Origin of the sequence: Hoeflea sp. YIM 152468 (genome assembly GCF_029210485.1) — a bacterium.
GTDB lineage: Bacteria > Pseudomonadota > Alphaproteobacteria > Rhizobiales > Rhizobiaceae > Hoeflea.
This window is the reverse complement of sequence record NZ_JARGET010000012.1, coordinates 151,351-174,329: the sequence shown is the minus strand read 5'-3', so window position 1 is coordinate 174,329 and position 22,979 is coordinate 151,351. Positions and strand designations below refer to the sequence as shown.

General features: G+C 60.3%; 20 protein-coding genes and 1 tRNA gene. 8 read left to right on the top strand and 13 right to left on the bottom strand.

Annotation, left to right across the window (positions count from 1 at the left end):
• Positions 1 to 187: 187 nt before the first annotated feature.
• The 6 genes from PZ897_RS07435 to PZ897_RS07410 form a co-directional block, all read right to left on the bottom strand.
• On the bottom strand, positions 188 to 1,027 hold the full coding sequence (locus tag PZ897_RS07435; RefSeq protein WP_275751296.1) for an EamA family transporter: 840 nt from the start codon (positions 1,025 to 1,027) through the stop codon (positions 188 to 190).
• The gene (locus PZ897_RS07430) at positions 1,024 to 2,373 is read right to left on the bottom strand and encodes an aspartate aminotransferase family protein (RefSeq protein ID WP_275751294.1); all 1,350 of its coding nucleotides are present in this window, start codon (positions 2,371 to 2,373) and stop codon (positions 1,024 to 1,026) included. Before PZ897_RS07430 ends, PZ897_RS07435 begins: the two co-directional genes overlap by 4 nt.
• Before the next feature lie 79 nt (positions 2,374 to 2,452).
• The gene (gene phnY / locus PZ897_RS07425; protein ID WP_275751292.1) at positions 2,453 to 3,919 is read right to left on the bottom strand and encodes a phosphonoacetaldehyde dehydrogenase; all 1,467 of its coding nucleotides are present in this window, start codon (positions 3,917 to 3,919) and stop codon (positions 2,453 to 2,455) included.
• 21 nt (positions 3,920 to 3,940) lie between these two features.
• Positions 3,941 to 5,191: a phosphonoacetate hydrolase gene (gene phnA, locus PZ897_RS07420; protein ID WP_275751290.1), complete on the bottom strand. Its 1,251-nt coding sequence runs from the start codon at positions 5,189 to 5,191 to the stop codon at positions 3,941 to 3,943.
• Between the two features lie 35 nt (positions 5,192 to 5,226).
• Entirely contained in the window at positions 5,227 to 6,417 is a 1,191-nt protein-coding gene (locus PZ897_RS07415) for a 2-aminoethylphosphonate--pyruvate transaminase (RefSeq protein WP_275751289.1), read from the bottom strand.
• A 105-nt stretch (positions 6,418 to 6,522) separates the two neighbouring features.
• On the bottom strand, positions 6,523 to 8,187 hold the full coding sequence (locus PZ897_RS07410; RefSeq protein WP_275751287.1) for a Na/Pi cotransporter family protein: 1,665 nt from the start codon (positions 8,185 to 8,187) through the stop codon (positions 6,523 to 6,525).
• A 126-nt stretch (positions 8,188 to 8,313) separates the two neighbouring features.
• Here PZ897_RS07410 and PZ897_RS07405 point away from each other — a divergent pair, with 126 nt between their 5' ends.
• A complete protein-coding gene (locus tag PZ897_RS07405) occupies positions 8,314 to 9,201 on the top strand; it encodes a LysR substrate-binding domain-containing protein (protein WP_275751285.1) in 888 nt (295 codons plus the stop codon).
• A gap of 18 nt (positions 9,202 to 9,219) precedes the next feature.
• On the opposite strand, the gene PZ897_RS07400 is transcribed toward PZ897_RS07405, so the two are convergent.
• Positions 9,220 to 11,637: an FAD-dependent oxidoreductase gene (locus tag PZ897_RS07400; protein WP_275751284.1), complete on the bottom strand. Its 2,418-nt coding sequence runs from the start codon at positions 11,635 to 11,637 to the stop codon at positions 9,220 to 9,222.
• Positions 11,638 to 11,761: 124 nt separating this feature from the next.
• On the opposite strand from PZ897_RS07400, the gene PZ897_RS07395 reads away from it, so the two are divergent.
• Complete coding sequence (locus PZ897_RS07395; RefSeq protein WP_275751282.1) at positions 11,762 to 12,517, top strand: DeoR/GlpR family DNA-binding transcription regulator; 756 nt, start codon at positions 11,762 to 11,764, stop codon at positions 12,515 to 12,517.
• Between the two features lie 975 nt (positions 12,518 to 13,492).
• A complete protein-coding gene (locus PZ897_RS07390; RefSeq protein WP_275751280.1) occupies positions 13,493 to 14,575 on the top strand; it encodes a hypothetical protein in 1,083 nt (360 codons plus the stop codon).
• A gap of 213 nt (positions 14,576 to 14,788) precedes the next feature.
• Here PZ897_RS07390 and PZ897_RS07385 read toward each other — a convergent pair.
• Positions 14,789 to 14,865 (bottom strand) — tRNA-Met (locus PZ897_RS07385).
• Between the two features lie 440 nt (positions 14,866 to 15,305).
• Between PZ897_RS07385 and PZ897_RS07380 the strand changes: the two genes are divergently transcribed.
• Complete coding sequence (locus tag PZ897_RS07380; protein WP_275751278.1) at positions 15,306 to 16,271, top strand: Gfo/Idh/MocA family oxidoreductase; 966 nt, start codon at positions 15,306 to 15,308, stop codon at positions 16,269 to 16,271.
• Positions 16,272 to 16,411: 140 nt separating this feature from the next.
• Here the strand turns inward: PZ897_RS07380 and mnmA are convergent, their stop codons facing one another.
• Positions 16,412 to 17,602 (bottom strand): tRNA 2-thiouridine(34) synthase MnmA, encoded by a 1,191-nt coding sequence (mnmA, locus tag PZ897_RS07375; protein ID WP_275751276.1) that lies wholly within the window; start codon positions 17,600 to 17,602, stop codon positions 16,412 to 16,414.
• 248 nt (positions 17,603 to 17,850) lie between these two features.
• Here mnmA and PZ897_RS07370 point away from each other — a divergent pair, with 248 nt between their 5' ends.
• A complete protein-coding gene (locus tag PZ897_RS07370) occupies positions 17,851 to 18,126 on the top strand; it encodes a DUF1153 domain-containing protein (RefSeq protein ID WP_275751274.1) in 276 nt (91 codons plus the stop codon).
• 179 nt (positions 18,127 to 18,305) lie between these two features.
• On the opposite strand, the gene PZ897_RS07365 is transcribed toward PZ897_RS07370, so the two are convergent.
• Positions 18,306 to 18,764 carry a paraquat-inducible protein A gene (locus tag PZ897_RS07365; RefSeq protein ID WP_275751272.1) on the bottom strand — a complete coding sequence of 153 codons (459 nt, stop codon included), beginning with the start codon at positions 18,762 to 18,764 and terminating at the stop codon, positions 18,306 to 18,308.
• A gap of 178 nt (positions 18,765 to 18,942) precedes the next feature.
• Here PZ897_RS07365 and PZ897_RS07360 point away from each other — a divergent pair, with 178 nt between their 5' ends.
• Positions 18,943 to 19,221 (top strand): GNAT family N-acetyltransferase, encoded by a 279-nt coding sequence (locus PZ897_RS07360; RefSeq protein ID WP_275751271.1) that lies wholly within the window; start codon positions 18,943 to 18,945, stop codon positions 19,219 to 19,221.
• Between the two features lie 157 nt (positions 19,222 to 19,378).
• Here the strand turns inward: PZ897_RS07360 and PZ897_RS07355 are convergent, their stop codons facing one another.
• Positions 19,379 to 19,735, bottom strand: a complete 357-nt coding sequence (locus tag PZ897_RS07355) for a flagellar export protein FliJ (protein WP_275751270.1) — start codon at positions 19,733 to 19,735, stop codon at positions 19,379 to 19,381.
• Between the two features lie 436 nt (positions 19,736 to 20,171).
• Here PZ897_RS07355 and ctrA point away from each other — a divergent pair, with 436 nt between their 5' ends.
• On the top strand, positions 20,172 to 20,873 hold the full coding sequence (gene ctrA / locus PZ897_RS07350; RefSeq protein WP_275751268.1) for a cell cycle two-component system response regulator CtrA: 702 nt from the start codon (positions 20,172 to 20,174) through the stop codon (positions 20,871 to 20,873).
• 130 nt (positions 20,874 to 21,003) lie between these two features.
• Here ctrA and PZ897_RS07345 read toward each other — a convergent pair whose 3' ends face one another.
• Entirely contained in the window at positions 21,004 to 21,366 is a 363-nt protein-coding gene (locus PZ897_RS07345; protein ID WP_275751267.1) for a response regulator, read from the bottom strand.
• A 136-nt stretch (positions 21,367 to 21,502) separates the two neighbouring features.
• Entirely contained in the window at positions 21,503 to 22,150 is a 648-nt protein-coding gene (locus tag PZ897_RS07340; protein ID WP_275751266.1) for a histidine phosphotransferase family protein, read from the bottom strand.
• A 236-nt stretch (positions 22,151 to 22,386) separates the two neighbouring features.
• Here PZ897_RS07340 and PZ897_RS07335 point away from each other — a divergent pair, with 236 nt between their 5' ends.
• Positions 22,387 to 22,974, top strand: coding sequence for an EipA family protein (locus tag PZ897_RS07335; protein ID WP_275751264.1), 588 nt, complete (start codon positions 22,387 to 22,389; stop codon positions 22,972 to 22,974).
• The last annotated feature ends 5 nt before the right edge of the window (positions 22,975 to 22,979 follow it).

The window sequence follows — 22,979 nt, the reverse complement described above, 5'->3', positions numbered from 1 at the left end:
GTCGGCGGTTATTGCGCCGGTGATCCCGGCAGTTCCCCCGTGGCCGATCAGGCTCCTTCTGTAGTGAACGTGCGACAGTAGCGTGACACAAGAAAGAACCCTTCACAAACGTGAGATTGGAAATCCTTCAAGAATAAGTAAAATCTATTTATTTTATAATTGCATAAGTTGGCGCGATATATTCGCCCTATCCTGCCCACGTTAGCGCCACAACGCCCAAGGCGACGACAATGGAGGCCAGGATACGGCCCGGCCATGGCCGTTCGCCAAAGACAAAGACCCCGATCAGCGCGGCGATGATGACACTGGATTCGCGCACCGCCGAAACCGCGCCGAGCGGGGCAATGGTTTTGACATACAGCACCAGCCCGTATGCGGTAACGGCTGCCATCCCGCCCAACAGACCATAGACCAAGGTGCGTGGTGCAAACTGGCCCCGGTTTCGGCGGCGGTGAAGCGCAATCATCAGCGGCACCGGCGCCTCGCACAGGAACAGCCAGCCCATGTATCCGGTGGCCGTTCCGGCCAGCCTGATGCCGATGCCGTCGGCCGTGGAATAAGCGCCGATACACAGACCCAGAAGCACCGCAAACCCAAGGGTGCTGCGCGGTGCCGCTGCAGCGCCGCGTTGCAATGCCAGCAGGCAGATTCCGGCCGTAATCGCAACCAGCCCCGCCACCGCCAGCGGCGCCAGGGTTTCGTCGATCAGCATCCAGGCAGAAAACGCGACAATGGCCGGGGCGAGCCCGCGCGAGATGGGGTAGACCTGGCTCAGGTCGCCGTGACGATACGCGCGGAACAGGAGCAGGTAATAGGCATAATGCACCAGCGTCGAGATGATGATCGACGGCCAGCTTGCCAAGGCCGGCAGCGGTGACAGGGCTATCAACACCACTCCGACCAGGGCATGGGCCAGCGACACAGCCCCCAGAACTCCTGCCCGGTCATCGACCGCCTTCAGCATCGCGTTCCAGCCTGCATGCAGCAGCGCCGAAAACAGCACGATGGCCAGGGCGAAGGTGGTCATGGCTCCGCCAGAATGGCGGTTTCCACGATGCTGATTGCGTGGTCAAGCTCTTCAAGCGCAATGGTCAGGGGCGGTGACAGCGTCAGCACACAGCCCGCGCTGATCTTGAAAGACAGCCCCGCCTCAAGACAGCGGTAATAGATGCGTTCGGCCCGGTCGCGCGCCTCGACTCTGGAGGCACGGTCCTCGACAATCTCCACCCCGAACATCAGTCCCCTGCCCCGCACATCGCCGACATAGGGACTGCGGGATGCGAACGCCTGCAGCCGGTGCAGCGCGTGGGCGCCGAGGGTCGCGCTGCGCTCCACCAGCCCTTCATCCTCGATGATCTGCAAGGTGGTCAGGGCGGCACGGGCGGTCACGGGGTTCTTCTCGTGAGTGTAATGGCCAATGGCAAAATCGCCGCAGACATCAAGGTCCTTGCGGGCGATCACGGCGGCGATGGGCAGCACGCCTCCGCCAAGGGCCTTGCCAAGGGTCACGATGTCCGGGATCACTTCATCATGATCAAAGGCAAACATGCGGCCGGTCTTGCCCAGTCCGGTTGGAATCTCATCCATGATCAGCAGCGCGCCATGACGGTCGCAAGCCGCCCGCACCTGCTTCCAGAATCCCGGCGGCGGCACCACGGGCACGGCGCGCATCGGTTCGGCGATCACCGCCGCCACATCGGTTTCGCGGCCAAGCACGAAGTCGATCATGCCGGCGCAAGCCAGCCCGCAGGTATCTGGTCCTGCGTGATTATAAGGACACCGGTAGCAGTTGAAGGGGGCAACATGTTCGGCGCCGGGCAACAGCGGCCCCGCGATATGGCTGCGGAACGTCGCTTCGCCGCCCACGCTAGCTGCGCCAAAGCCCGCGCCGTGGAACGCATCCCAGAAGCTGATGGTCTTGAACCGCCCGGTGGCGGCGCGGGCGATTTTCAACGCCACCTCGTTGGCATCGGACCCGCCGGTGGTAAACAACACCTTTGACAAATCAGCCGGGGCGATCTGGCCCAGTTTTTCGGCCAGTTGCACCGCGGGTTCATTGGTAAACCGGCGGGGCGCAAACGACAATGTGTCGAGCTGGTCCTTGATCGCGGCAATCAGGCGGGGGTGGCCATAACCGATGTGATGCACGGAATTGCCGTGAAAATCCATAAAGCGCCGGCCTGCGGTATCCTCGATCCAGATACCGTCCGCCCTGGCGATGGTGGAGACGCAAGGGCTGGACAGGGATTGGTGCATAAAGGCGTCGCCATCACGGGCCAGCAGATCGCGGGTGACGGCGTCGGGATGCCTGGCGGCCCAGGCCCTGCGCGCCGCCGACTGGTTTGATTCGCCCTCGGTATGGCTGATCTTCATGCGCCGCGCCCTTGTTCCATACCTGCAAAAAAGCGGCTCCAGGGCGGAGCCGCGTCAGGTGCAGGGAGATCTGATCGCCTTAGCGAGGCCAAGGCAAGGAATAGGTTTTGACATTGGTGAAAAACTTCATCGCCTCCAACACGCCTTCCTTGACCGCATTGCCACTGTCCTTGATGCCGCCGAAGGGAGACATTTCAATCCGGTATCCCGGTTGCTCCCAGATATTGACCGTGCCGACATCAAGCCCGTTCACATAAGCGATCGCGCGGTTCAAATCATTGGTGCAGACCCCCGATGACAGGCCGAACTGGGTGGAGTTGGAAATGGCCATCACCGCATCATCATCATCGGGCACCCGGACGATGGGCACGATCGGGCCGAAGGTTTCCTCCATCACCAGTTCGCTGCCATGCGGGACATGATCGACCACAATGGGGGGCAACAGTGCGCCTTGCCGGCCGGGGTGGTAGAGAATCTTCGCACCCTGCGCCTCCGCGTCCATCACCCGGCGCTCGAAGGTTTCTGCCGCCTGCGCATGAACCACGCAGCCGAGCTGGGTTTCGGGATCCATCGGGTCGCCGAAGCGCAGCTTTTTTGCCTTTTCCAGCACCAGCGGCACGAAACGGTCGGCAACAGACTCCTGCACCAGAATCCGCTTCACGGCGGTGCAGCGCTGGCCCGAATTGCCGGTGGCGCCGGCAACCGCAATCGTGGCAGCCTTGTCCAGGTCCGAATCCGACAGATCGTTGCAGATGATCAGCGGGTCGTTGCCGCCCAGCTCCAGCGCCATTCTTTTGTACCCCGCCTTGGAGGCAATCAGCTTGCCCACCGGCACGCCACCGGTGAAGGTGATGATGTCGATATTGGGGTTGGTGATCATCTCATCGCCGATATCCTTGGGCCAGCCGGTGACGATCTGGAACATCTCGTGCGGCAGGCCCGCCTCATACAGGATGTCGGCAAGCGCAATCGCCGTCAGCGGCGTCAATTCGGTCGGCTTGCAGACAACGCAATTGTTGGTCGCGATCGCCGGCGCGATCTTGTGGCTGACCATGTTGAGAGGGTGGTTGAACGGCGTGATTGCGGAAATCGCGCCGACCGGTTCGCGCAAGGTGAAAATCTTGCGCTCTTTGCCCTGCGGGGTCAGGTCGCAGGAAAAAATCTGGCCGTCATCGAGAATGGCCATTTGCCCCGCCAGCGTGAACACGTCATAGGCGCGACCGGTCTCGTAGAGCGCATGCTGCCAGCAGATGCCGAGTTCCAGCACCAGCCAATAGGCCAGTTCCTCGCGCCGCTCCTTGATCAGCTGGCCCGCGCGGAACAGGATCTGTTGGCGATCATAGCGGCTGAGGTTCGGCTTGTAGGCCACCGCAATCTCGAACGCCCGGGCCGCATGTTCGGCCTTGCCGGCGGGAACCGTGCCGATCACTTCATCGGTATAGGGATAGCGAACCTCGATCACCTCGTCGGTGAACACCTTTTCGCCCCCGATGCGCATGGCCTCGTGCCTGGGCTCGAGCTTGCGCGTGCGTGGATCAAACATCATCCGTCCCTTTCATTGCACTGCTCATTGGGCCGCTGCCGTGGTGGCATAAAAGAACGCGTCGAAATTGCGCAGGACCGGTTCATTCGGCAAATCCATCACCCGGTTGACGATGAACGGAACCTCCTGTTCGGTCAGACCGCCATGGCTTCTGAGCGGCTCGTTCAGCGCGGCAAGATCATGGCGGTGGGCGGAGGTGCCGATGGTCATGTTCTCGGTCGAGATCATGACGATGTCACCGATCCGGTCCGCCGGAAGCTCAAACCGCTTCACCGCTTCGGCCTTGTCCATCACTTCAAGAATCTCGGGCCGCGCGGCCAATCGGGAGATAATATCCGCCGTATCAGCGCCTTTGGGCAGGTAGGCCGTGCCAAAACCGCCCAGGGCGCCATGATGGACGACATAGGGGTCGGTGATCGGCAGGATCACCCGCGCCGCCGCCTCGCCCAGCCATTCGTCCAGCAGATCCTGGACATAGATCACCGACGGTTCGCCATTGGCATCATGCTTGGGCTTCATGCCGTGATCGGCGGTGACCACGATCGCCGCTCCCATTGCATCAAGCTGTGTGAGGTAGCGATCGAACATCTCATAAAACGCCTGCGCTTCGGGCTGATGTGGGGCATATTTGTGCTGCACGTAATCGGTGGTCGTCAGATACATCACATCCGGCTTCCACTCCGCCAGCAGCTTGACGCCGGCAGCGAAGACGAATTCCGACAACTCTGCCGAATAGACCTCCGGTTGCGCCATCCCCAGCCATGTGCTGGCCGCCTCCTGTCCATGCTCGGCCTGGGTTGAACTGTCCGAGCGTTCCGCCGAAAAGCACCTGGCCCGGTCATCATCAAATGTCAGCCCTGCGCCCAGCAGCGCCCGCAGCTTGTCCTTGGCGGTGACAATCGCCACCCGCGCGCCGGCTTGGTGGAATTTTGAGAACACGGTCGGCGCCCGCAGGAACCGCACGTCATTCATCATCACTTCCTTGCCGGTCTCTGGTTCGTAGAGATAATTGCCGCAGATCCCGTGCACCGACGGAGGTCGCCCGGTGGCGATCGACAGGTTGTTGGGGTTGGTGAACGACGGGATCACCGAATGCGCCAGTCGGTCGGTTCCGGTTTCACGCATCCGCTTGAGCGTCGGCATCAGGCCCTTGGCAATCGCCTGGGTCAGGTAGTCCGGCTCACATCCATCAAGGCAGATGGCGATGGCTGGAACCTTGGGCCAGGGATAACTGCGGTCGTTCGCCACAACGGGGGCGTGGGAGGAAGCATTCATTGTCAGTCCTTTATAAAACGTGCTTGAGGCCCTTGTCAGGCGGCGAGCTTTGCGCGCTCGGCAATTGCGGCGGCGGACGGTGCAGCAGAGCTGACCCCCATTTCAGTGAGTGACTCTTTGGCAGCCTGAACCACACGGGTCATCACCGCCTCGTCCATGCGGCCGATGCACCCGACCCGGAAGCTCTCCACCACGGTCAGCTTTCCGGGATAGATGATAAAGCCCTTGCTTTTCATCCGCTCGTAAAACTCGGTGAAAACAAACTTCGGATCGGCAGGGCAAAAGAACGTCACGATGATCGGCGAGAGCCAGCGGTCCTTGAGCAGGGTTTCGAAGCCAAGCTCCCGCATCCCCGCCACCATCACATCGCGGTTTTTCGCATAGCGCGCACCCCGCCCGGCGATGCCACCTTCCGCCGCATGCAAGCGCAGCGCCTCCAGAAACGCCGCCACGACATGGGTCGGCGGTGTATAGCGCCACTGGCCGGTCTTCACCATGGTTGTCCATTGCGCATGAATATCGAGGCTGAGTGAATGCGAGTTGCCCTTGCAGGCCTCCAGCTCGCTCTTGCGCGCAATCACGAAACCAAATCCGGGAACGCCCTCGATGCATTTGTTGGCCGAAGACACCATCGCTTCATACCGGATGCGGCGCACGTCCAGATCCATCGCTCCGAAGGCGGACATGCTGTCGACCAGCAGCTTGCGTCCGGCGGCATAGGTGGCCTCGGAAATTTCGGCCACCGGGTTCAGGATACCGGACGACGTTTCACAGTGAATTGCAATCACATGCGTGATCGCAGGATCGGCGGCCAGGGCGGCAGCCACTTCATCGCCGCGCGGCGGCATGTAGTCGCCGTTGTCGATCAACGTATAGGCGCGGTCAAGATAGCGCATGGTTTCCGCCGCCCGCAGCCCGTAGGCGCCATTGGCCAGCACCAGCACCTTGCCATCGCGCGGCACGAAGGTTCCCAGCAACGCCTCGACGCAATAGCTGCCCGACCCCTGCATCGGCACGCACACGAATTCACCCGAGGTATCGCCCGCCAAGGCGACCAGTTGATCACACATGCTTTTGGTCATGGCGCGAAAATCCCCGTCCCATGACCCCCAATCGCGCAACATCGCCTCTTTCACCGAAAACGCAGTCGTCAACGGACCCGGCGTGAGCAAGAACGGCTCCCCCTTGGCGGGGTTCGGAAAGGCATCATTTGCAAGCGTAGTCATGGGTGCAGCCTCAATTTGGAAGTGGCGGTATGGGTTCGTTTTTCCACGCCGACTTGTATATGTAAAATCGTTATTTTGTATCCATGCAACGTTTCTACTGATGGATTATGATGCGTGCGCCAGGCGGCTTTCCAGCAGCAGTCCGCTTTCGGTCAGGATCGGATAGGCGACCGTCACCAGAAGCGAATTGATTTCTTTCAGTGCGCGCACGATTTCCAGATGGATATCGGATGTGTCGATACTGGCCGAATGGCTGTTGCACAGCCGTTCGAGATGGCGGTCGTGGCTGTCGCGCGCCAGCTTTCGCATCACCTCCTTTTCCTTCACCAATTGCCGCGCGCTTTCGACGTCTCCGGAAATCAGTACGTTGAGTGCCAGATGCATGTTCGCCTCGACCCGGCTGTGCAGATTGCACATTTCCAGCCAGCCTTCCGGCGAAAAACGCAGATTCTGCCGCGCCCGGGTTTCGGCAAGGGTCAGCAGGCCTTTGGCGATGATGTCGCCGATATGTTCAAGGGTGATGGAGAAATCGGTCAGCTCGGCGCCAAGCTTTGCCTCGTGCTTTGTCAGCTTACCCCGGTTGAGCTCGGCTATGAACAGCTTGATGCCGGTGTGTTTGCGGTTGACCTGATCGTCGAGCGCACGAACGCGGGCGATCTTTTCCAGATTGCCACCGTCCATCAATTCCATCACCGGGCGGTACATCGCCGCCACGGTCTCGCCCATTCGCAGCAATTCGCGCTTGGTGCTGGCGAGCGCAAAAGCCGGATTGCCGAGCGTGGCACGGTCCAGCATGCTGACTTCGGGCAATGTTTCATTTTCTCCGGATTTGACCGCCGGCTGCGGAAGCAGGCGCCGCGTCAGCCGGTCCATCGGATGGACAAGCGGCAAGGCCAGCACAACCAGCACAAAGTTGAAAGCCAGGTGAAAATTGACCAGTTGAACCGGCTCTGTCGCGCCCAGGAGCGTGATCGGCAGTTCAACGGCCTGCGTGAGCGCCAGCAGCAAAACCGACGCAATGCCGCGAAAGATCAGATTGCCGAGCGGAATGCGCCGGGCCTCCTGTTCCATTCCCCGTGTGAGCCAGACGGCGACGATGCCGCCGCCAAGGTTGGCGCCCAGAACCATCGGCACGGCTACCTCCAGAGGCAGCATCCCGCCAGCGGCGAAGGTCACCAGCAAAAGCACGGTCGCGACCGAGGAATGCACGACCCAGGCAATCATCACCGCCACAAGAAAAGCGGTCACCGGGTCGCCACGCAAATAGCCCATCAGCCCCGGCAAGAGGTCGCTGCCGCGCAAGGGTCCGGTCGCCTGCCCCACCATTTGCAGCGACACCAGGATGAAAGCGATGCCGAGCACAATCCGTCCGGTCTGCCGCACGGTTCGCGCCTCGAATTTCAGAAACATCGTCGCCCCAACCAGCAGGAGCAACGGGATCAGGCCCGACAGGTCAAAAGACAGGATCTTGACCACCAGCGCCGATCCCAGATCCGCTCCCAACAGCGCCGCAATCCCGGTCGCCACCGTCAGGATACCCGAGGTTGCGAACCCGGCAGCCAGAATCCCCACAGCGGTCGAACTTTGCAGCACCACCGCCAGCACCATCCCGACCAGCGCCATTTGCGGAGTACCGCCGCGCGCGCCGCGCAAAGCTGCCCTAAGCCGCGTGCCATGCGCCCGCTCCACACCCGTGCGAACCATCCGCACGGCCCACAGCAGCAACATCACCGCTCCTGCCAGATGAATCAGAAAGGCGACAGGAAGCATTGGCAGTCCTTGGTGTTGGGGAAAGAGACGAAAGCTGCAGACGACCATAAAGCGCGCTTGCTCCTCATAGAGCAAATCGTTAGTTTCGTTGGATATATAAGCTTCCCCTATGAAGGATAGCCTGTCATGCGCTACGTCCAGCTTCGCGCCTTTCACTATGTGGCCATTTGCGGCGGGTTTTCCCGAGCGGCGGAAGAGTTGCTGCTGACCCAGCCGGCGATCTCCGACCAGGTGCGCAAGCTCGAAGAGGAATACGATATCCTCCTGTTCAACAGGCACAGAAAACAGGTCACAATGACCCCCTCGGGCGAAAAGCTGCTGGAGATCACGCGGCGTCTGTTCGACAATGAAGAGCAGGCGCGGGAACTGCTCACCGAGAGCCGCGCGACCCGCGCCGGCACCCTGCGCATCGTGGCGGATAGCGCGCTGCATGTGCTCAAGATCCTGGCCCGGTTTCGGCAGAAATACCCCGGTGTCGGGGTCACGATCAGTGGTGGCAACACCGAAACCGTGATTGCGAGCCTGTTCAGTTATGAAGCGGACATCGGCATTCTGGGCGAACTCCCGCCATCGCGCGATTTTGAAACCGTCGCGCTCAACTCCACCCCGATTTCCGCCTTTGTTGCCCTCGACCATCCAATCGCCCAACGTAAAAGCCTCGGCTTCCAGGATCTTCAGGGGTTGCCTTTGGTGATGCGCGAATCCGGCTCCAAGACCCGCAAGAAGTTCGAGGAAGCAGCAGAGGCCAACGGTTTCGTCTTTACCCCCTCGATCATCGCCGAGGGGCGCGAAGCGGTGCGCGAGATTGTCGCCTCGGGTGTTGGCGTGGGCTTTGTCTCCGCTGCCGAATTTGGCGAAGATCCACGCCTGGTGCGCATCCCCCTGGAGGAAGAAGAGCAGATGATGATGGACGAAACCCTGATCTGCCTGCGTGAGCGTCGTGGCGGCAAACTGGTCAGCGCCTTTCTGAAAATCGCGCACGAAGAAGCAAGAAACACGGCGACAGACGAGTAAACGCCTCTGACCTAAGTCCTAGACCGGCGGCTTGGGGTGCCAGGTCGCGGCAAACCGCGCGCCGGCAAGGTCAATCTCGAACCGGCCGTTCGAGAGATAGGCGCGGTCGATGCCACGTGCCGGCTCCTCGATCCGGCACAGCGTGACAGGCCGCCCGATGCTGTGGCCATGCGCCGCCGACATCACCTTGCCCACCGGCACTCCGTCACGAGCCACCAATTCCCCACCCCAAAGCTGGGGCGTAGGATCATCCACACTGAGCATTACTATTCGCTGATGCAACGGCTTCCCGCGCAACGCCAGCAAGGCCTCGCGCCCGATAAACCCGTCCGGCTTGTCGAAATCGACGGCAAAGCCGAGACCCGCCTCAAACGGCGTGATGTCGGGCGTCAGTTCCCGCCCCCAGGCCCGAAAGCCTTTCTCGATCCGCAGACTGTCGAGCGCATAATAGCCCGCATGCACCAGCGCGCCCGCCCCCACCAGCGCCTCATGCACCCCTAGCGTGAAGTCCACCGGCACGAACAGCTCGAACCCGGCCTCGCCGGCATAACTCATCCGGTTTGCCAGAACCGTTGCGTAGCCCAGATCAATCTCGGCGACAGTGGCAAAGGGATGGGCAGCGTCGGACAGATCGCTGCGCGTCAGGCCTTGCAGCAGTGCCGGCGCGTCGGGTCCCATCACCGCCAGCACCGACCACGCACTGGTCACATCCGACACCCACACATGCGCGTCCCCGGGCGTGTTCTTCCTGATCCAGTCGGCGTCATGCACCGCCTGCGCCGATCCGGTCACGATCATGAACCGCGCCTCGCCCAACCGGAACACCGTCAGGTCGCTTTCGTACCCTCCCCGCGCGTTCAACATGCCGGTATAGACCGAAGTGCCAACCGGCCTGTCCAGATTTGCCGCGCAGATCCGGTTCAGCACCGCCAGGGCATCGCGGCCCTCCACCATCAGCTTGGAAAACGACGACAGATCGAACAGCGCCGCCCCGGTGCGGGTCGCGACATGTTCCGCCGCCACCGCATCGTGCCAGTTCTGACGGCCAAACGAATACTCGATTGACGATTCCGCCTTGTTGCGGGCAAAGTAGTTCACCCGCTCCCAGCCCATCTTGCTGCCCCAGACCGCGCCTTTGGCGTTCAGCCGGTCATAAAGAGCCGACCGGCGGAAGGGCCGCGCGCTGTCTTGCTCGAGATTTGGCCAGGGCATGGTGTAATGCATCCCCAGGGTTTCCTTCACCCGGTCATGCAGCCATGTCGGGTTGTTGTTGAAACCGGCGAACCGGCGGATGTCGACCGGCCACAGGTCCATCGTCGGCGCGCCCTCGACAATCCATTCGGCCAGCGCCAGCCCGGCCCCGCCGGCACTGGCAATCCCCATCGAATTGAACCCGGCCCCAACGAAGAAGCCTTTCAGTTCCGGCGCTTCACCCAGCAGGAAGTTGTTATCGGGGGTGAAGCTTTCCGGGCCATTGTAGAATTTCTTCACCTCCGCCGTCTCCAGCCCAGGCACACGGATGAGGGCGTTTTGCATCAGAATCTCGAACTGGTCCCAATCATCCTCGAGCAGCTGAAACGCGAAGTCGTCGGGGATGCCATCCATTCCCCAGGGTTTGGCGACCGGTTCGAACCCGCCCATGCAAAGGCCGCCGACCTCCTCCTTGAAATAGATATAGCCGTCGGGATCGCGCATCACCGGCAAGTCGGGATGAACCCCCGGCACCGCACCGGTGACGATATACATGTGCTCCGCCGAATGCATCGGCACGCTGACACCGCACATCTGCCCCAGCTTCCGCGCCCACTGGCCGGCGCAATTGACCACGATCTCTGCGGTGATGTTGCCCTGCGCGGTCTCAACTCCGCTCACCCGGCCGCCGCTCTGGCTGATCCCGGTCACCCGCACGCCCTCGACGATCCGTGCCCCGCCCATGCGCGCAGCCTTGGCCAGCGATTGCGTCAGATCGGTCGGATTGGCCTTGCCGTCGCCAGGCAGCCAGATCGCCCCCTTGAGATCTTCCACCCGCATCGGCGGCCACATCTCGCCGGCCTGCTCGGGCGTCATTTCCTCCACCTCCACCCCCTGTGCACGGGCGCTGGCGATGGTGCGGCGCAACAGCCCCATCCGCCCATCCGTGCGCGCAACCGAGATCGAGCCGCATTGCTTCCAGCCGGTCTCAAGCCCTGTCAGCTGATGCAGTTCGGAATACAGCTTGGTGGAATGCTTGATCAGCTCGGTCAGCACCGAATGCCCGCGCAACTGCCCCACCAGACCGGCAGCATGCCACGTCGTTCCCGACGAGAGCTGCCCCTGTTCGAGCAGCACCACGTCGGAAATTCCCGATTTGGTCAGGTGATAGGCGGTGGATGCGCCAACGATGCCGCCCCCGACAATAACTACGCGGGCATGGCTTGGCAGGTCGGTTCTGGTCATCGCATTCCCTCAATCTGGCTCTGGTCTCAGGACTAGCGCGACTTGGCATAATTTGGAAGTTTCTTTACCTTATTGGCATATCGAAAATTCTGTGGCATCCATAAGCCGCCACAGGAAACCGCCCATGACCGATCTGCCGATCCAGCGCCACCGCGCCATTCTTGACCATCTCGACAAGGTCGAGTCTGCGCGCACGGTGCAGCTTGCCGCCCGACTGGGCGTGACACGCGAGACAGTGCGACATGATCTTTCGCACTTGGCAGACCGGGGGCTGTTGCGGCTGGTTTATGGCGGTGCGGCGCGGCTGGGGTTACAGGAGCCCGATTTGCAGGCCCGGCTTGCGACCAATATTGCCGGCAAGACCCGGATCGCCCGGCGCGCTGCAGCCCTTGTGCCGGATGGGGCGCGCGTGGCTCTCGATTGCGGTTCAACCACCCTGGCCCTGGCACGGCAGCTGCGGGCGCGTGTCGGGCTGAAGCTCTGGACCAATGACATTGCCATCGCCCAGGAACTGGGCGGCGCGGCCGAGGTGGTGCTGCTGGGCGGACCCCTTTCGCTCGCCCAGAACATAACCACCGGGCCGGATGCGGCGGAAATGATGGCAGGCTACAATGTCGATTTCGCCTTCATCAGCCTTGGCGGCCTGAGCGCCGCGCAAGGCCTGACCGATTTCGATCGCGACGGGTTCGCGCTGCGAAACATCATGCGCAGCGCAGCAACCCAGTGCTACTTTCTGGCCGATCACGGCAAATTCGGCCGCCCCGCACCCTTGCGCTGGAAATCGCCGCAGACGGCCCGGGCCGTGATCTGCGATCAGACACCGGGGCCGGAGGAGCAGGCCATGCTGACCCGCATCGGCCTGCCCCTGATACGCGCCTGACACCCCCATTAGTCTTGTTGCCAGCCACCGCGAACCCGGGCTTTCTGCCGGACCAGAAGGTCTGAACATCGCTTGACCCGGTGCCGCTTCTTCCCGGACCTTGAAGTACGATGATCAACGCAGCCACCAGACGCGCCGTCAAATTCAAAGATCGCCCAAGCCGATGCAGCTCTTCACATCGTGGCGTGAGGCTTGGCTGATCCCATCACCGCCGGATCGGCGCACAGGCAGCCCGCGAAAACGCACTGGCCACATGGCCCGGCTCCGGCTGGACATTGAGCGAACCAACACCGTGGATGCTTGTCAGCTTTGCCGGCAGGACAGACCGGCGCTGAGATGACAGCCTTGGCGCGCTGGTTTGGCTGGAGCGGAAGGCAACGCCAACCGCTCGCAGGCCGATGGACCTTGCGGCGATCGTGGATATCGACGCCGGCTCAAGCGATCAGAACGCCGTGGGCGCGAAGCTGTTGGCAGCACGACTGCGCGGGGCTGGCTCATGCACGGACGGACCGCATCGGTGGGGAGGTCATCGATAACGACGGCATCACAGCCGGGCTGACGAAAATACACCTCGGCCTTCACGGCGACCCTACGTCAGTACTTATTCCTTACCGCAAAAATAACCACTGCTCAGAACGTCGTAGATAGCAGCGAATCATTTATCAGGCAAAAGTGTTGCACTATTGTTTTTTAACCTTATTAGCACTAACCTTAGGTAGCATTTTTTCATTTCAACACCAAATAAAATCGTTTACCCAACGAGTCAGATTCCACAATTTTTTGACAGTTCAAAAATCGTATCGATTTGAAATTACAGGGTATCCTTTACCCAAACGACAGTCGCGACCAGATGCACAAGATTAACTCTGACGACAGAATATCCGCATTATTTCACCACAACCTTTGCTCTGTGAATAGCAGAAATAACTCGCTGGATATTCATGCCCTTAGGGAGGCAATTGGGAAACCTTGAGAATGAAAAAGATCATCATCACACTTGCGCTCCTGTTCTGGAGTTGGGCGGCCCTTGCTGACGGGTATGTGGCAAACACACACGGGGTTGAAGGCCGATACCGGGTTTTCGAATTCACCAAGGTTGGCAACCCTGCTAGATCTGTCTCCGGCGCCACCCGAAATCATGTTGCCTGGCCCTCCGCGATACGTGTAGGAAACCACGTTCATGTTTTCGCAAGCGTCCTCACTGCCGGAAAGTGGTCGGAGATAAGACGATGGACCTCAACCGGCGGCGCAGCCTATGTCGATGACGGAGCGGTTTTGATCAGCGGCACCGCCGAGCCAAACGGAGTCGGACCTGCTACCGTGACGTATGATGGATCTGTGTTCCGGATCTATTATCTTGAACGTGGGGTTTCGGGTCCTGGGACGAGTGTCGGCCTAGCAATAAGCAGCGACGGGCTGTCTTTCACGCGAGCAGGGACTGTCTATTCCGCGACCAGCGCTGATGCAGGCGGAGTGTCCGTGTCTTACGTCTGCACCGATGGCGACACAACCCACCTGCTTCTGCACAGCTACAGCACGGATTTTGCCACCGCCAGTAGCGTGATTGCATCGGCCCAAGCTCCTGACGGAATGTTTGTCCGCGGCGGCGAGTTGCTTTCCAATAGCAACATGCATGGCACAATCTCAGGGCAGGCGGGCAATTCATTTGCACAGTTTACGGGCTCGTTGGCCACTGGGCGCGTGGTCGTAGTCTATGACGGGACGGTCTCGCCATATATCGTTGCGGAAGTCACCGCAGGTACTGTCTATTTTGATAGGCCACTCACCGCGTCTTACACGAACTCACCCTTTGCAGATTTCATTCGAAACAAGGCTGATATGAGTTTCGTTTCAAAAAAGGATGGCAGGTGGGTCGGCGCTGTGACGGGGTACGGCCAGTTTCCAAGTGTACTCTCAGAGTACACCATGCCGATCGAGGCGGGCGCCATTACCGGACCCTGGGTCGTCAAATCCGGATATTTTGCTAGCCCATACTTCCAAAGCGGCAAGATTGCGACAGAAAATCCGGAGCCAATCCGGACAACATCTGCCTGCTGATCTCGTCTGACAGGGCATCGCTGAATGCGGTGCGGATCGAACCCGGCATCATTGGTGGGGCGATGTCGGCCGAGGAACACGAAAGGAAAAAGGAATTCCATCTCAAACAACAGGCCTCAAAATCTCAAATCCGCTGCCCCCACCCCGGACGCTCCACGCGCCAGTTGGTCCGCGATGCGCAAGACCCAACTACCTGCAATATTTGGAAAAATTTGGTAGCGGGAGAGGGACTTGAACCCCCGACACGCGGATTATGATTCCGCTGCTCTAACCAGCTGAGCTACCCCGCCGCCAGCCGTCGACTGTGATCGACCGGACGGGCGGGATATAAGGTGGGGCTTGCTGTGGTGTCAAGCGCATATCGCGCTTTTCTTGCGCCCTGCGACCGCCGGAAAAAGGCCATCCCTGCCCAGGCAAGGGGCCGGGCCGCCCCGGGAGGCGCATCCCGCTGATGCTTCTCTCTCGCCGCCGCCCTGCAAATCCGGTCAAAACCGCCCACACCGCCGCATCCGGGCCCCGAAAAGCCGGCCTGACAGGCACAGCGCGGCGGCCGGGGCGCCTGGCCAGACCCCGGCCCGGCGGCGGCGGGGTCCACGAACACGTAACAGCAAGACGCCATGCCGCACCTGCGCGCGCCACTTAAGGCCGGCAATGTCTTGCCTTGCCAGGTCATCGGGTCTAATCCGGTCGGCCAACGACCAGGACAAGAAAGCACAGGATCAACGCCGCCATGGAAAGTGCCCTCCCCCCCAGGATTGCCGTCGTCGGCTGCGGCTACTGGGGATCAAATCACGCCCGGACCTTCGCCGAGCTCGGCGCTCTGTACGCGGTTTCGGACCGTCATCCGGAGCGGGCCAACGCGGTGGCCGCCATGCATGGCGTCAAGGCCATGTCGTTTGAAGCGCTGCTGGCCGATCCGGAAATCGACGGTGTGATTCTGGCGCTGCCGCCGCAATACCACGCAAACCAGGCAATCGATGTCGTCGAAGCCGGAAAACACCTGCTGGTCGAAAAACCCATTGCCTTGTCTGTTGCCGATGCCCGGCGCGTGGTCGATACGGTGCAGCCAACCGGGCTGGTTGCCATGACCGGCCACGTGCTGCGGTTTCATCCCGCCTTCGAGGCGCTAGAGGCGATGATCGCCGCCGGTGATCTCGGCGCGGTGCGCTATATCCACTCCCACCGGGTCGGTCTGGGAAAATTCCACGCCGAAAATGACGCGCTGTGGGACATCGCGCCCCATGACCTGTCGTTGATTCTGGCGCTCACCGGCGAAAAGCCGATCAATGTCCGCGGCGTTGGCTCCGCCATGCTGAACCGCCTGTCGGATTTCGCCCACCTGCATCTGCAATTCCCCAGCGGCGTTCGCAGCCATGTCTTCGCCTCCCGGCTCAACCCCTATCGCGAGCGCAGGCTGACCGTGATCGGCTCAAAGGCGATGGCGGTGTTCGATGATGTGGCGCCCTGGAACGAGAAGCTTGCGGTCTATCACCACAAACTATGGGAGGATGATTACGGCTGGCAGTCGGAGATGGTTGACCCCGAATACAGAGCCATTGCCGACGGTCTGCCCTTGACGCGCGAATGCGCCCATTTTCTCGACTGCATCCGCACCGGCGCAACCCCGCGAACACCGGTGTCCGACGGGCTCGCCGTGATCGAGATCCTGTCCGAAGGCAGTGTCCGCCACGATTGATCCAGGCCGCGTCGATCTCGACCGGCGTTGTCCACCCCACCCATCAAGGCAAGGATCGGGTGCGTCCTCATTAAGCCACGCTATCGGGCACGCCTCCGCCGGACACCACCGCCACGGCGCAAGGCCAACGGCGGTTGATCTCAGGCTGCCGGCTGCAACAGCCTCGACAGCATTGCTTCCGCCGCTGCGGATCGCTCCGAGCGGTCAATGAAGCCGCCGCCGAGCACCCGCGCCTCATCGCCCGGTGCCGAATACAGCACGCACGCCTGTCCCGGCGCCACACCGGCTTCACCTTCAACCAGTTCCACCGAAATCACGCCCTTGTCCTGGCGCAAGATGGCAGGCCGCGGCGGCCGGGTTGAGCGCACCTTGGCAAAGCACGCAAGCCCGTCGGCGCCGAGGCCGTCAAGCGCCGTGTCGCCAAGCCAGTTCATGTCACGCAGGACCAGCCGCCGTGTTTCCAGCACTTCACGCGGCCCCACGACCACCCGCCGCGACCGGGCGTCCAGATGCACCACATACAGCGGCTCGCCGGTCGCCACGCCGATGCCGCGACGCTGGCCGATGGTGTAGTGGACAATACCCGCATGCTGGCCCAGCACCCGGCCGTCGACATGGACGATGTCGCCTGCCAGCGCCGAATTGGGTTTCAACTTGGCAATCACATTGGCGTATTTGCCCTGCGGCACGAAACAGATGTCCTGGCTGTCGGCCTTCTCGGCGACCACCAGATCCATCTCTGCCGCAAGCTCCCGCGTGCGCGCCTTTGACAACTCGCCCAAGGGAAAACGCAAATAATCCAGTTGCTCCTGGGTTGTGGCAAACAGAAAATAGCTCTGGTCCCGGTCCGCATCCACCGGACGGAACAGCGCCCGCCGCCGCGGATTGTCCGGCGAAGGATTGGCGCGTGAGCGAATGTAATGCCCGGTCGCCAGAGCATCAGCGCCCAGATCGCGGGCGGTGGCCAGAAGATCGGCGAATTTGACGGTCTGGTTGCAGGCCACGCATGGAATCGGGGTTTCGCCGGCGACATAGGCCTCGGCAAACGGATTGATTACCGCTTCCCGAAACCGCTTTTCATAATCAAGCACGTAATGCGGAATTCCCAGGGTTTCACAAACCCGGCGCGCATCGTCTATGTCCTGACCGGCGCAACAGGAGCCGGTCCGGTGCACCGCCGCCCCATGGTCGTAGAGTTGTAGCGTTACGCCGAGCACATCATAGCCCTGCCGCGCGAGAATTCCCGCCACCACCGAGCTGTCAACGCCGCCTGACATGGCGACAACCACCCGCGTGTCGCGCGGGGCCTTATCAAAATCGAGACTGTTCACGGTCTTCCCCGGCATTCAACAGCGTTCAAGGCACTGATCAAGCGGTTGCAAATAATCCATTGCGGACCATCCCATTATAGGGTGCGCAACGCTGCGCAACAAGATGCAGCGAGAGTTGCGGTGCGTTGGCGGCAAGCTTTTCGCCCGGTGTGCCAAAATCTTACCAAATCCTTGCCGCTGCCTTAGCCAATTTTTAAACCCGCACCTGTAATGTCGGCTCATAGGTCTTGAGTATGTAAGAGAGTCCAATGACCGATATGGTACGACCCCGTGTCAAATATGTGATCGGCCCTGACGGGAGCCCGTTGACGATTGCCGATCTGCCCCCCGCCAATACAAGGCGATGGGTGATCAGGCGAAAAGCTGAAGTGGTGGCTGCGGTTCGTGGCGGCCTGCTCAGCCTTGAGGAAGCCTGTGACCGCTACACGCTGACTGTCGAGGAGTTTCTCTCCTGGCAGTCATCGATCAGCGATCACGGCCTTGCCGGCTTGCGCACCACGCGCATTCAGCAGTACCGGCATTGACCCTGCCGCCCTAAGTCCCGCAGCTCTGCGGGCAGATCAAATCATACAATCGGAAGTGCGCTCAGCGCGGTCTTGCAGGCCCGGCCCGGCCGCGCCTGGTGCAGGCGTGTGCCGGGCCGGGACAACGCCGGATCGCGTGAGGTCTCCGGGCCGCCGGCGTCACTGAAGTGGCCGCAAGACTACGAGTCCGGCTGGTGCGGTGATCGGCCGGCAAGCCCGTGGGCGACCGCAGCGGTGAGCGCCGAGCCGGCATAGAACCAGAGGCCCGGTTGTGAGAACGCCTGGGCTATTCCCCCGGTCTTCGCGGCGACAATAACCAGCGCCACCAAAACCACATCCATCAGCGACCATCGGCTCAGCTGCGGCAGCAGACGCGCCGCCAGTCCGGATCTCCGCTCGACCCCAACCGCTTCCGCCGCGATAGCAGCCATCTTGATTGCCGGAAAAACAACGGACACGAGCCCAACTACCACCGCCAGGACGGGATCATCGCCGGTCCAAAGCGCCGCAATCACGCCCAGGAGTGATGGTGACTGGTCGAAAAAATACAGCGTCTCAAACCGAATCAGCGGCAAGACGATGCCCAGCCCGAAAAACAGCGGCGCCACCACCAATGCCAGTGCCAGAATCAGACGCATCCCTTAAGCTCCCCGCGCCATGCGTGAGAGAACCAATCCTGGATGGGCATCGCCAAATTCATCAACAATTGAGCAATCTTCCGATATGTGTCCGCTGCAAACCGATATAGGCTGACATCACCCAGCGCCACTCCTTTCCATATCCGAGAGCGGCCAGGCTTGGCAAACCGGAGGCATCATGCAGATTATCGACGAAAACGGCCCGACCGGCGGTCGCTACCTTGCCCGGCTTGAGAGCGCTGAGGCCGAAATGACCTTTTCACGCGCGTCTCCGCACCTCGTCATCATTGATCATACCGGTGTTCCCGACAGCCTGCGTGGCAAGGGTGTCGGTCAGGCGCTGGCAAGCCACGCCGTCGAAGCCGCCCGCATCGGCGGCTGGAAGATCATTCCGCTTTGTCCTTTTTTCAAGGCGCAAGCGCAACGCAATCCTGATTGGCGTGATGTGGTCACCTGAACCGGCAAGGCCGCTTTGGTTTCGATGCGAACAACCATTGTCTTCATGACTGTCACAGAGCGCAGCCTGTGATGCTGCCCCAGACACCAAAGGCGCGGACAACCATCCACGCCTCTGGCCTGAGGACCAGTATTCATGCCTTGCAGTCTGATTTTGCTCAGCCTGCGCGGTTTGACCGATGCCCGGCATCGCGCACTTCCAGCGCTGTTGCCTTGTCGAACTCGGCCTGCGCTTCTTCGAGCGCCAGTTCAGCCGCGTCCAGCTGCACCTTCAATTCGCGAATCGAGGTTTGCAGATTGTCGGCCCGCTGGCGTGCCGCCTTGGCGAAGGTTGGGTAGGCGAAATGGGAAGGATCGGTGTTACCTGCCTTCTTTTCCTCGGCAGCGATCTGGTACTCCAGCTCCGCGGCCATTTTTTCCATTTCCGCCATCATCAGCTGGATCTGGCCAAGCTGACGGGTTTTTTCGTTAACCTGAAATTGCTTCAGGCGAACATGGCTCTCACGCGACTTCATACGCAATACTCCCGTGATGCGAGATCCCGGCTACTGAAACTCGTTACTTTGGCAAACTCGCCCTGCCCGATTTGCAAATAATGACCGTGGCGTTAACTTTTCACGCGCCATGGTAACCATTCGTTTACGGGCCTCATTAATAATACCGCTCATGGTTTAAGGCAGGGTAAACGGAAAAAATGATTTTTCTGCCTGCCATTCCGGAGTCCTTTGAATCACTTGGACGCGTTTCCTGAAGTTTCACTTCAAGAAAGCCAAGAGTTTTTTAGGAAATAAAATCAGGAGTATGCCAGTGATAATTAACATTCGGATTGGGTTGCCTAACCTGATCAGGATTTGTTAATCATTCCATGGCAGCCTCCAAATCAGGCAACGACTGGATCCGTATCGCGTAAGTGGATCTTAAAACCTTGCGGCGGCGGAAAAGGGGATTAAAATGCGGGTTCTACTGATCGAGGATGATAGCGCTACGGCTCAGAGCATCGAACTGATGCTGAAGTCGGAGAGCTTCAATGTGTACACCACTGATCTGGGCGAAGAGGGTGTCGATCTCGGCAAGCTTTACGACTATGACATCATTCTGCTGGACCTCAATTTGCCGGACATGTCCGGATACGAGGTGCTGCGGACACTGAGACTGTCCAAAGTCAAGACGCCCATCCTGATCTTGTCCGGCATGGCCGGCATCGAAGACAAGGTGCGCGGACTCGGCTTCGGCGCCGATGATTATATGACCAAGCCGTTCCACAAGGACGAACTGGTTGCACGGATTCACGCAATTGTGCGGCGCTCCAAGGGCCATGCCCAATCGGTCATCACCACCGGTGACCTGGTCGTCAATCTCGATGCGAAAACCGTCGAAGTCGGATCTCAGCGGGTTCATCTCACCGGTAAGGAATACCAGATGCTGGAGCTGCTTTCGCTTCGCAAAGGCACCACCCTTACCAAGGAAATGTTCCTCAATCATCTCTACGGCGGGATGGACGAGCCGGAACTGAAGATCATCGACGTCTTTATCTGCAAGTTGCGCAAGAAGCTTGCCACCTCGGCAGGCGGAAAGAATTACATCGAGACCGTCTGGGGTCGTGGCTATGTGTTGCGCGAACCGGAAGAAACCGAAGTCCGCGAAAGCGCCTGATTCCATTCCCTCGCAAGAGTGAGCTTGAGGAACCCGCCGCACCGGCGGGTTTTTCCTGTCATCAGCGCCCCTTTGACCAGAAGCCGACGCCCATCGACCAGGGGCCGACAACCAATTGCCGTTTTCCTGATCACGCGGCAACGGCATAGGGTGCGAAGGCCTCGGTCAGGCTGCGCCGGTCAAACGGCTTGAGCAGGAATTCGTCAGCCCCGGCGCGCTTGCCCGCCATCATCTGCTTGAATTCCTTTTCGATCATCAGATAATGAATGCGGACATCTTTGCCGCCGTCCATCTGTCGAACGGAAGAGATCAGGTCCAGCGCCCCGGTCATTCCCGCATCGACACACAAAACATCGGGAAGCTGCGCATCGCACATGATCAACGCTTCTCCGGCATTTGAAGCCTCGATAACAAGATAATCCAGCCCGGTCAGGATGCGTTTGGCAACCTTGCAAATCACGGCGGAATCATCGGCAATCATCAAGCGACGCATGGCGGCTCTCCTTCGGCTTCGTCGCAGCGGCTCCAAGGTGTGGACCCGCTGCCATTGAGATGAAGACTAGTCCAAGGGAGCGAAGATTTCGTAAGCAGACAGGCTTAACGGAGCGTTGCCGCGTGATGCCTGGCTATCACGCCGCAACAGGTTGCGCGGCGAACACCACTTCTTCGGCATTGGCTGTGCAGGACAAGGCGAGCCCCGCCTCTTCGGCCAGAAGCACTGTATAATAGGGCTGAATCGAATGCGCATCGATCGCCTCATCGGCATTGCCGGAATGAATCTCGAGGAACTTCGGAGGCACCCTCACCATCCGGCCCTTGCAGACCAGACGGAACCGCGGATTGGTTTCGGGTGTTTCGATCGTCACATCGATCTCTCCGCCGCGGGGGATAGCGCCATAGGCGACAAGAAACAGGTTGAGGAGAAGCTTGACCTGGTTCTTCGGAATGATGGCGCGCGGCCCGTTCCATGTCACGACGGTTTTCTTGTCTGCTGAGACAAAATCGAGAACCGCTTTTTCAGCTTCGCCGGTATCGATTGAAGCGCCGACCGAACCCGACGCGCCGAAAGCTAGGCGCGCAAATTTGAGCCGGACAGAGGCATTCAGAGCACTGGTCCGGATGAGGTCCATCGCATCGGCATCAGCACCGCCCTCATCAAGCAGTTCCAGCCCGTTGTTGATCGCCCCCACCGGCGAAATGATGTCATGGCACACCCGGCTGCACAAAAGCGCGGCCAGATCCGGGCCCGCCAGGGTCAAATTGTGGTTCTTCGGCATCAATATCTCCTCTTTGCGCCCTGCGCTTCGAATCGGCTCGGGGGCAAAATTGCATTCGGCGATTTCCATCGCAAGTTTTGTAGTACCACGCCAGCGCCGTGGCTTTACCCCAACGTTACAAAATCACTTCCGCCCTAAAGACACCACATTTGGTAAACTGCTTATTAAGATCGGCGCGCCACAATGTGATAACTGTTTTCTGGAATCTTGAAAGACTCATCAATGGAGTGGACCCCATGATCGCGTCCCGCTTTTGCATCCGTGCACTGTTCTCATTCTTTCTGACCCTGCTGTTTGTGGCCGGAACATCTTCTGGCGCTGGCGCCCAGGCGGCAGGTTCGTCGGAATACAGCACCCAGGAGATTGTCGACGCCGGTCACGGCTTTTTCGGCTCAACCTCGGGTGGTCTGGCAAAACTGGTGGAGAAGGCCTTCCAGTCTTACGGGCTGCCCAATGGCTATATTCTCGGTCAGGAAGCCTCGGGCGCCTTTATCGGAGGCCTGACCTATGGTGAAGGCGAGCTGTACACGAAAAATGCCGGCCAGCATGATGTGTTCTGGCAGGGCCCGTCACTGGGCTGGGATTATGGCGGCAATGGCAACAGAACCATGATGCTGGTGTACAATCTGCCCAGCGTGGATGGCGTTTATGGCCGCTTTGGCGGCGTTTCCGGTTCGGCCTATGTGGTGGCCGGTCTGGGCATGACCGTGCTCAAGCGTCAGGATGTATTGGTGATCCCCATCCGCACCGGCGTTGGCGCCCGCCTGGGGGTCAATATCGGCTACCTGAAGATGACGCAGACACCGACATGGAACCCGTTCTGATGTCA

Bases quoted from the DNA above. Each gene is read 5' to 3' on its own strand.
- PZ897_RS07435 (WP_275751296.1), bottom strand. From the start codon at position 1,027: ATGACCACCTTCGCCCTGGCCATCGTGCTGTTTTCGGCGCTGCTGCAT.
- PZ897_RS07430 (WP_275751294.1), bottom strand. From the start codon at position 2,373: ATGAAGATCAGCCATACCGAGGGCGAATCAAACCAGTCGGCGGCGCGC.
- phnY (WP_275751292.1), bottom strand. From the start codon at position 3,919: ATGATGTTTGATCCACGCACGCGCAAGCTCGAGCCCAGGCACGAGGCC.
- phnA (WP_275751290.1), bottom strand. From the start codon at position 5,191: ATGAATGCTTCCTCCCACGCCCCCGTTGTGGCGAACGACCGCAGTTAT.
- PZ897_RS07415 (WP_275751289.1), bottom strand. From the start codon at position 6,417: ATGACTACGCTTGCAAATGATGCCTTTCCGAACCCCGCCAAGGGGGAG.
- PZ897_RS07410 (WP_275751287.1), bottom strand. From the start codon at position 8,187: ATGCTTCCTGTCGCCTTTCTGATTCATCTGGCAGGAGCGGTGATGTTG.
- PZ897_RS07405 (WP_275751285.1), top strand. From the start codon at position 8,314: ATGCGCTACGTCCAGCTTCGCGCCTTTCACTATGTGGCCATTTGCGGC.
- PZ897_RS07400 (WP_275751284.1), bottom strand. From the start codon at position 11,637: ATGACCAGAACCGACCTGCCAAGCCATGCCCGCGTAGTTATTGTCGGG.
- PZ897_RS07395 (WP_275751282.1), top strand. From the start codon at position 11,762: ATGACCGATCTGCCGATCCAGCGCCACCGCGCCATTCTTGACCATCTC.
- PZ897_RS07390 (WP_275751280.1), top strand. From the start codon at position 13,493: ATGAAAAAGATCATCATCACACTTGCGCTCCTGTTCTGGAGTTGGGCG.
- PZ897_RS07380 (WP_275751278.1), top strand. From the start codon at position 15,306: ATGGAAAGTGCCCTCCCCCCCAGGATTGCCGTCGTCGGCTGCGGCTAC.
- PZ897_RS07370 (WP_275751274.1), top strand. From the start codon at position 17,851: ATGACCGATATGGTACGACCCCGTGTCAAATATGTGATCGGCCCTGAC.
- PZ897_RS07365 (WP_275751272.1), bottom strand. From the start codon at position 18,764: ATGCGTCTGATTCTGGCACTGGCATTGGTGGTGGCGCCGCTGTTTTTC.
- PZ897_RS07360 (WP_275751271.1), top strand. From the start codon at position 18,943: ATGCAGATTATCGACGAAAACGGCCCGACCGGCGGTCGCTACCTTGCC.
- PZ897_RS07355 (WP_275751270.1), bottom strand. From the start codon at position 19,735: ATGAAGTCGCGTGAGAGCCATGTTCGCCTGAAGCAATTTCAGGTTAAC.
- ctrA (WP_275751268.1), top strand. From the start codon at position 20,172: ATGCGGGTTCTACTGATCGAGGATGATAGCGCTACGGCTCAGAGCATC.
- PZ897_RS07345 (WP_275751267.1), bottom strand. From the start codon at position 21,366: ATGCGTCGCTTGATGATTGCCGATGATTCCGCCGTGATTTGCAAGGTT.
- PZ897_RS07340 (WP_275751266.1), bottom strand. From the start codon at position 22,150: ATGCCGAAGAACCACAATTTGACCCTGGCGGGCCCGGATCTGGCCGCG.
- PZ897_RS07335 (WP_275751264.1), top strand. From the start codon at position 22,387: ATGATCGCGTCCCGCTTTTGCATCCGTGCACTGTTCTCATTCTTTCTG.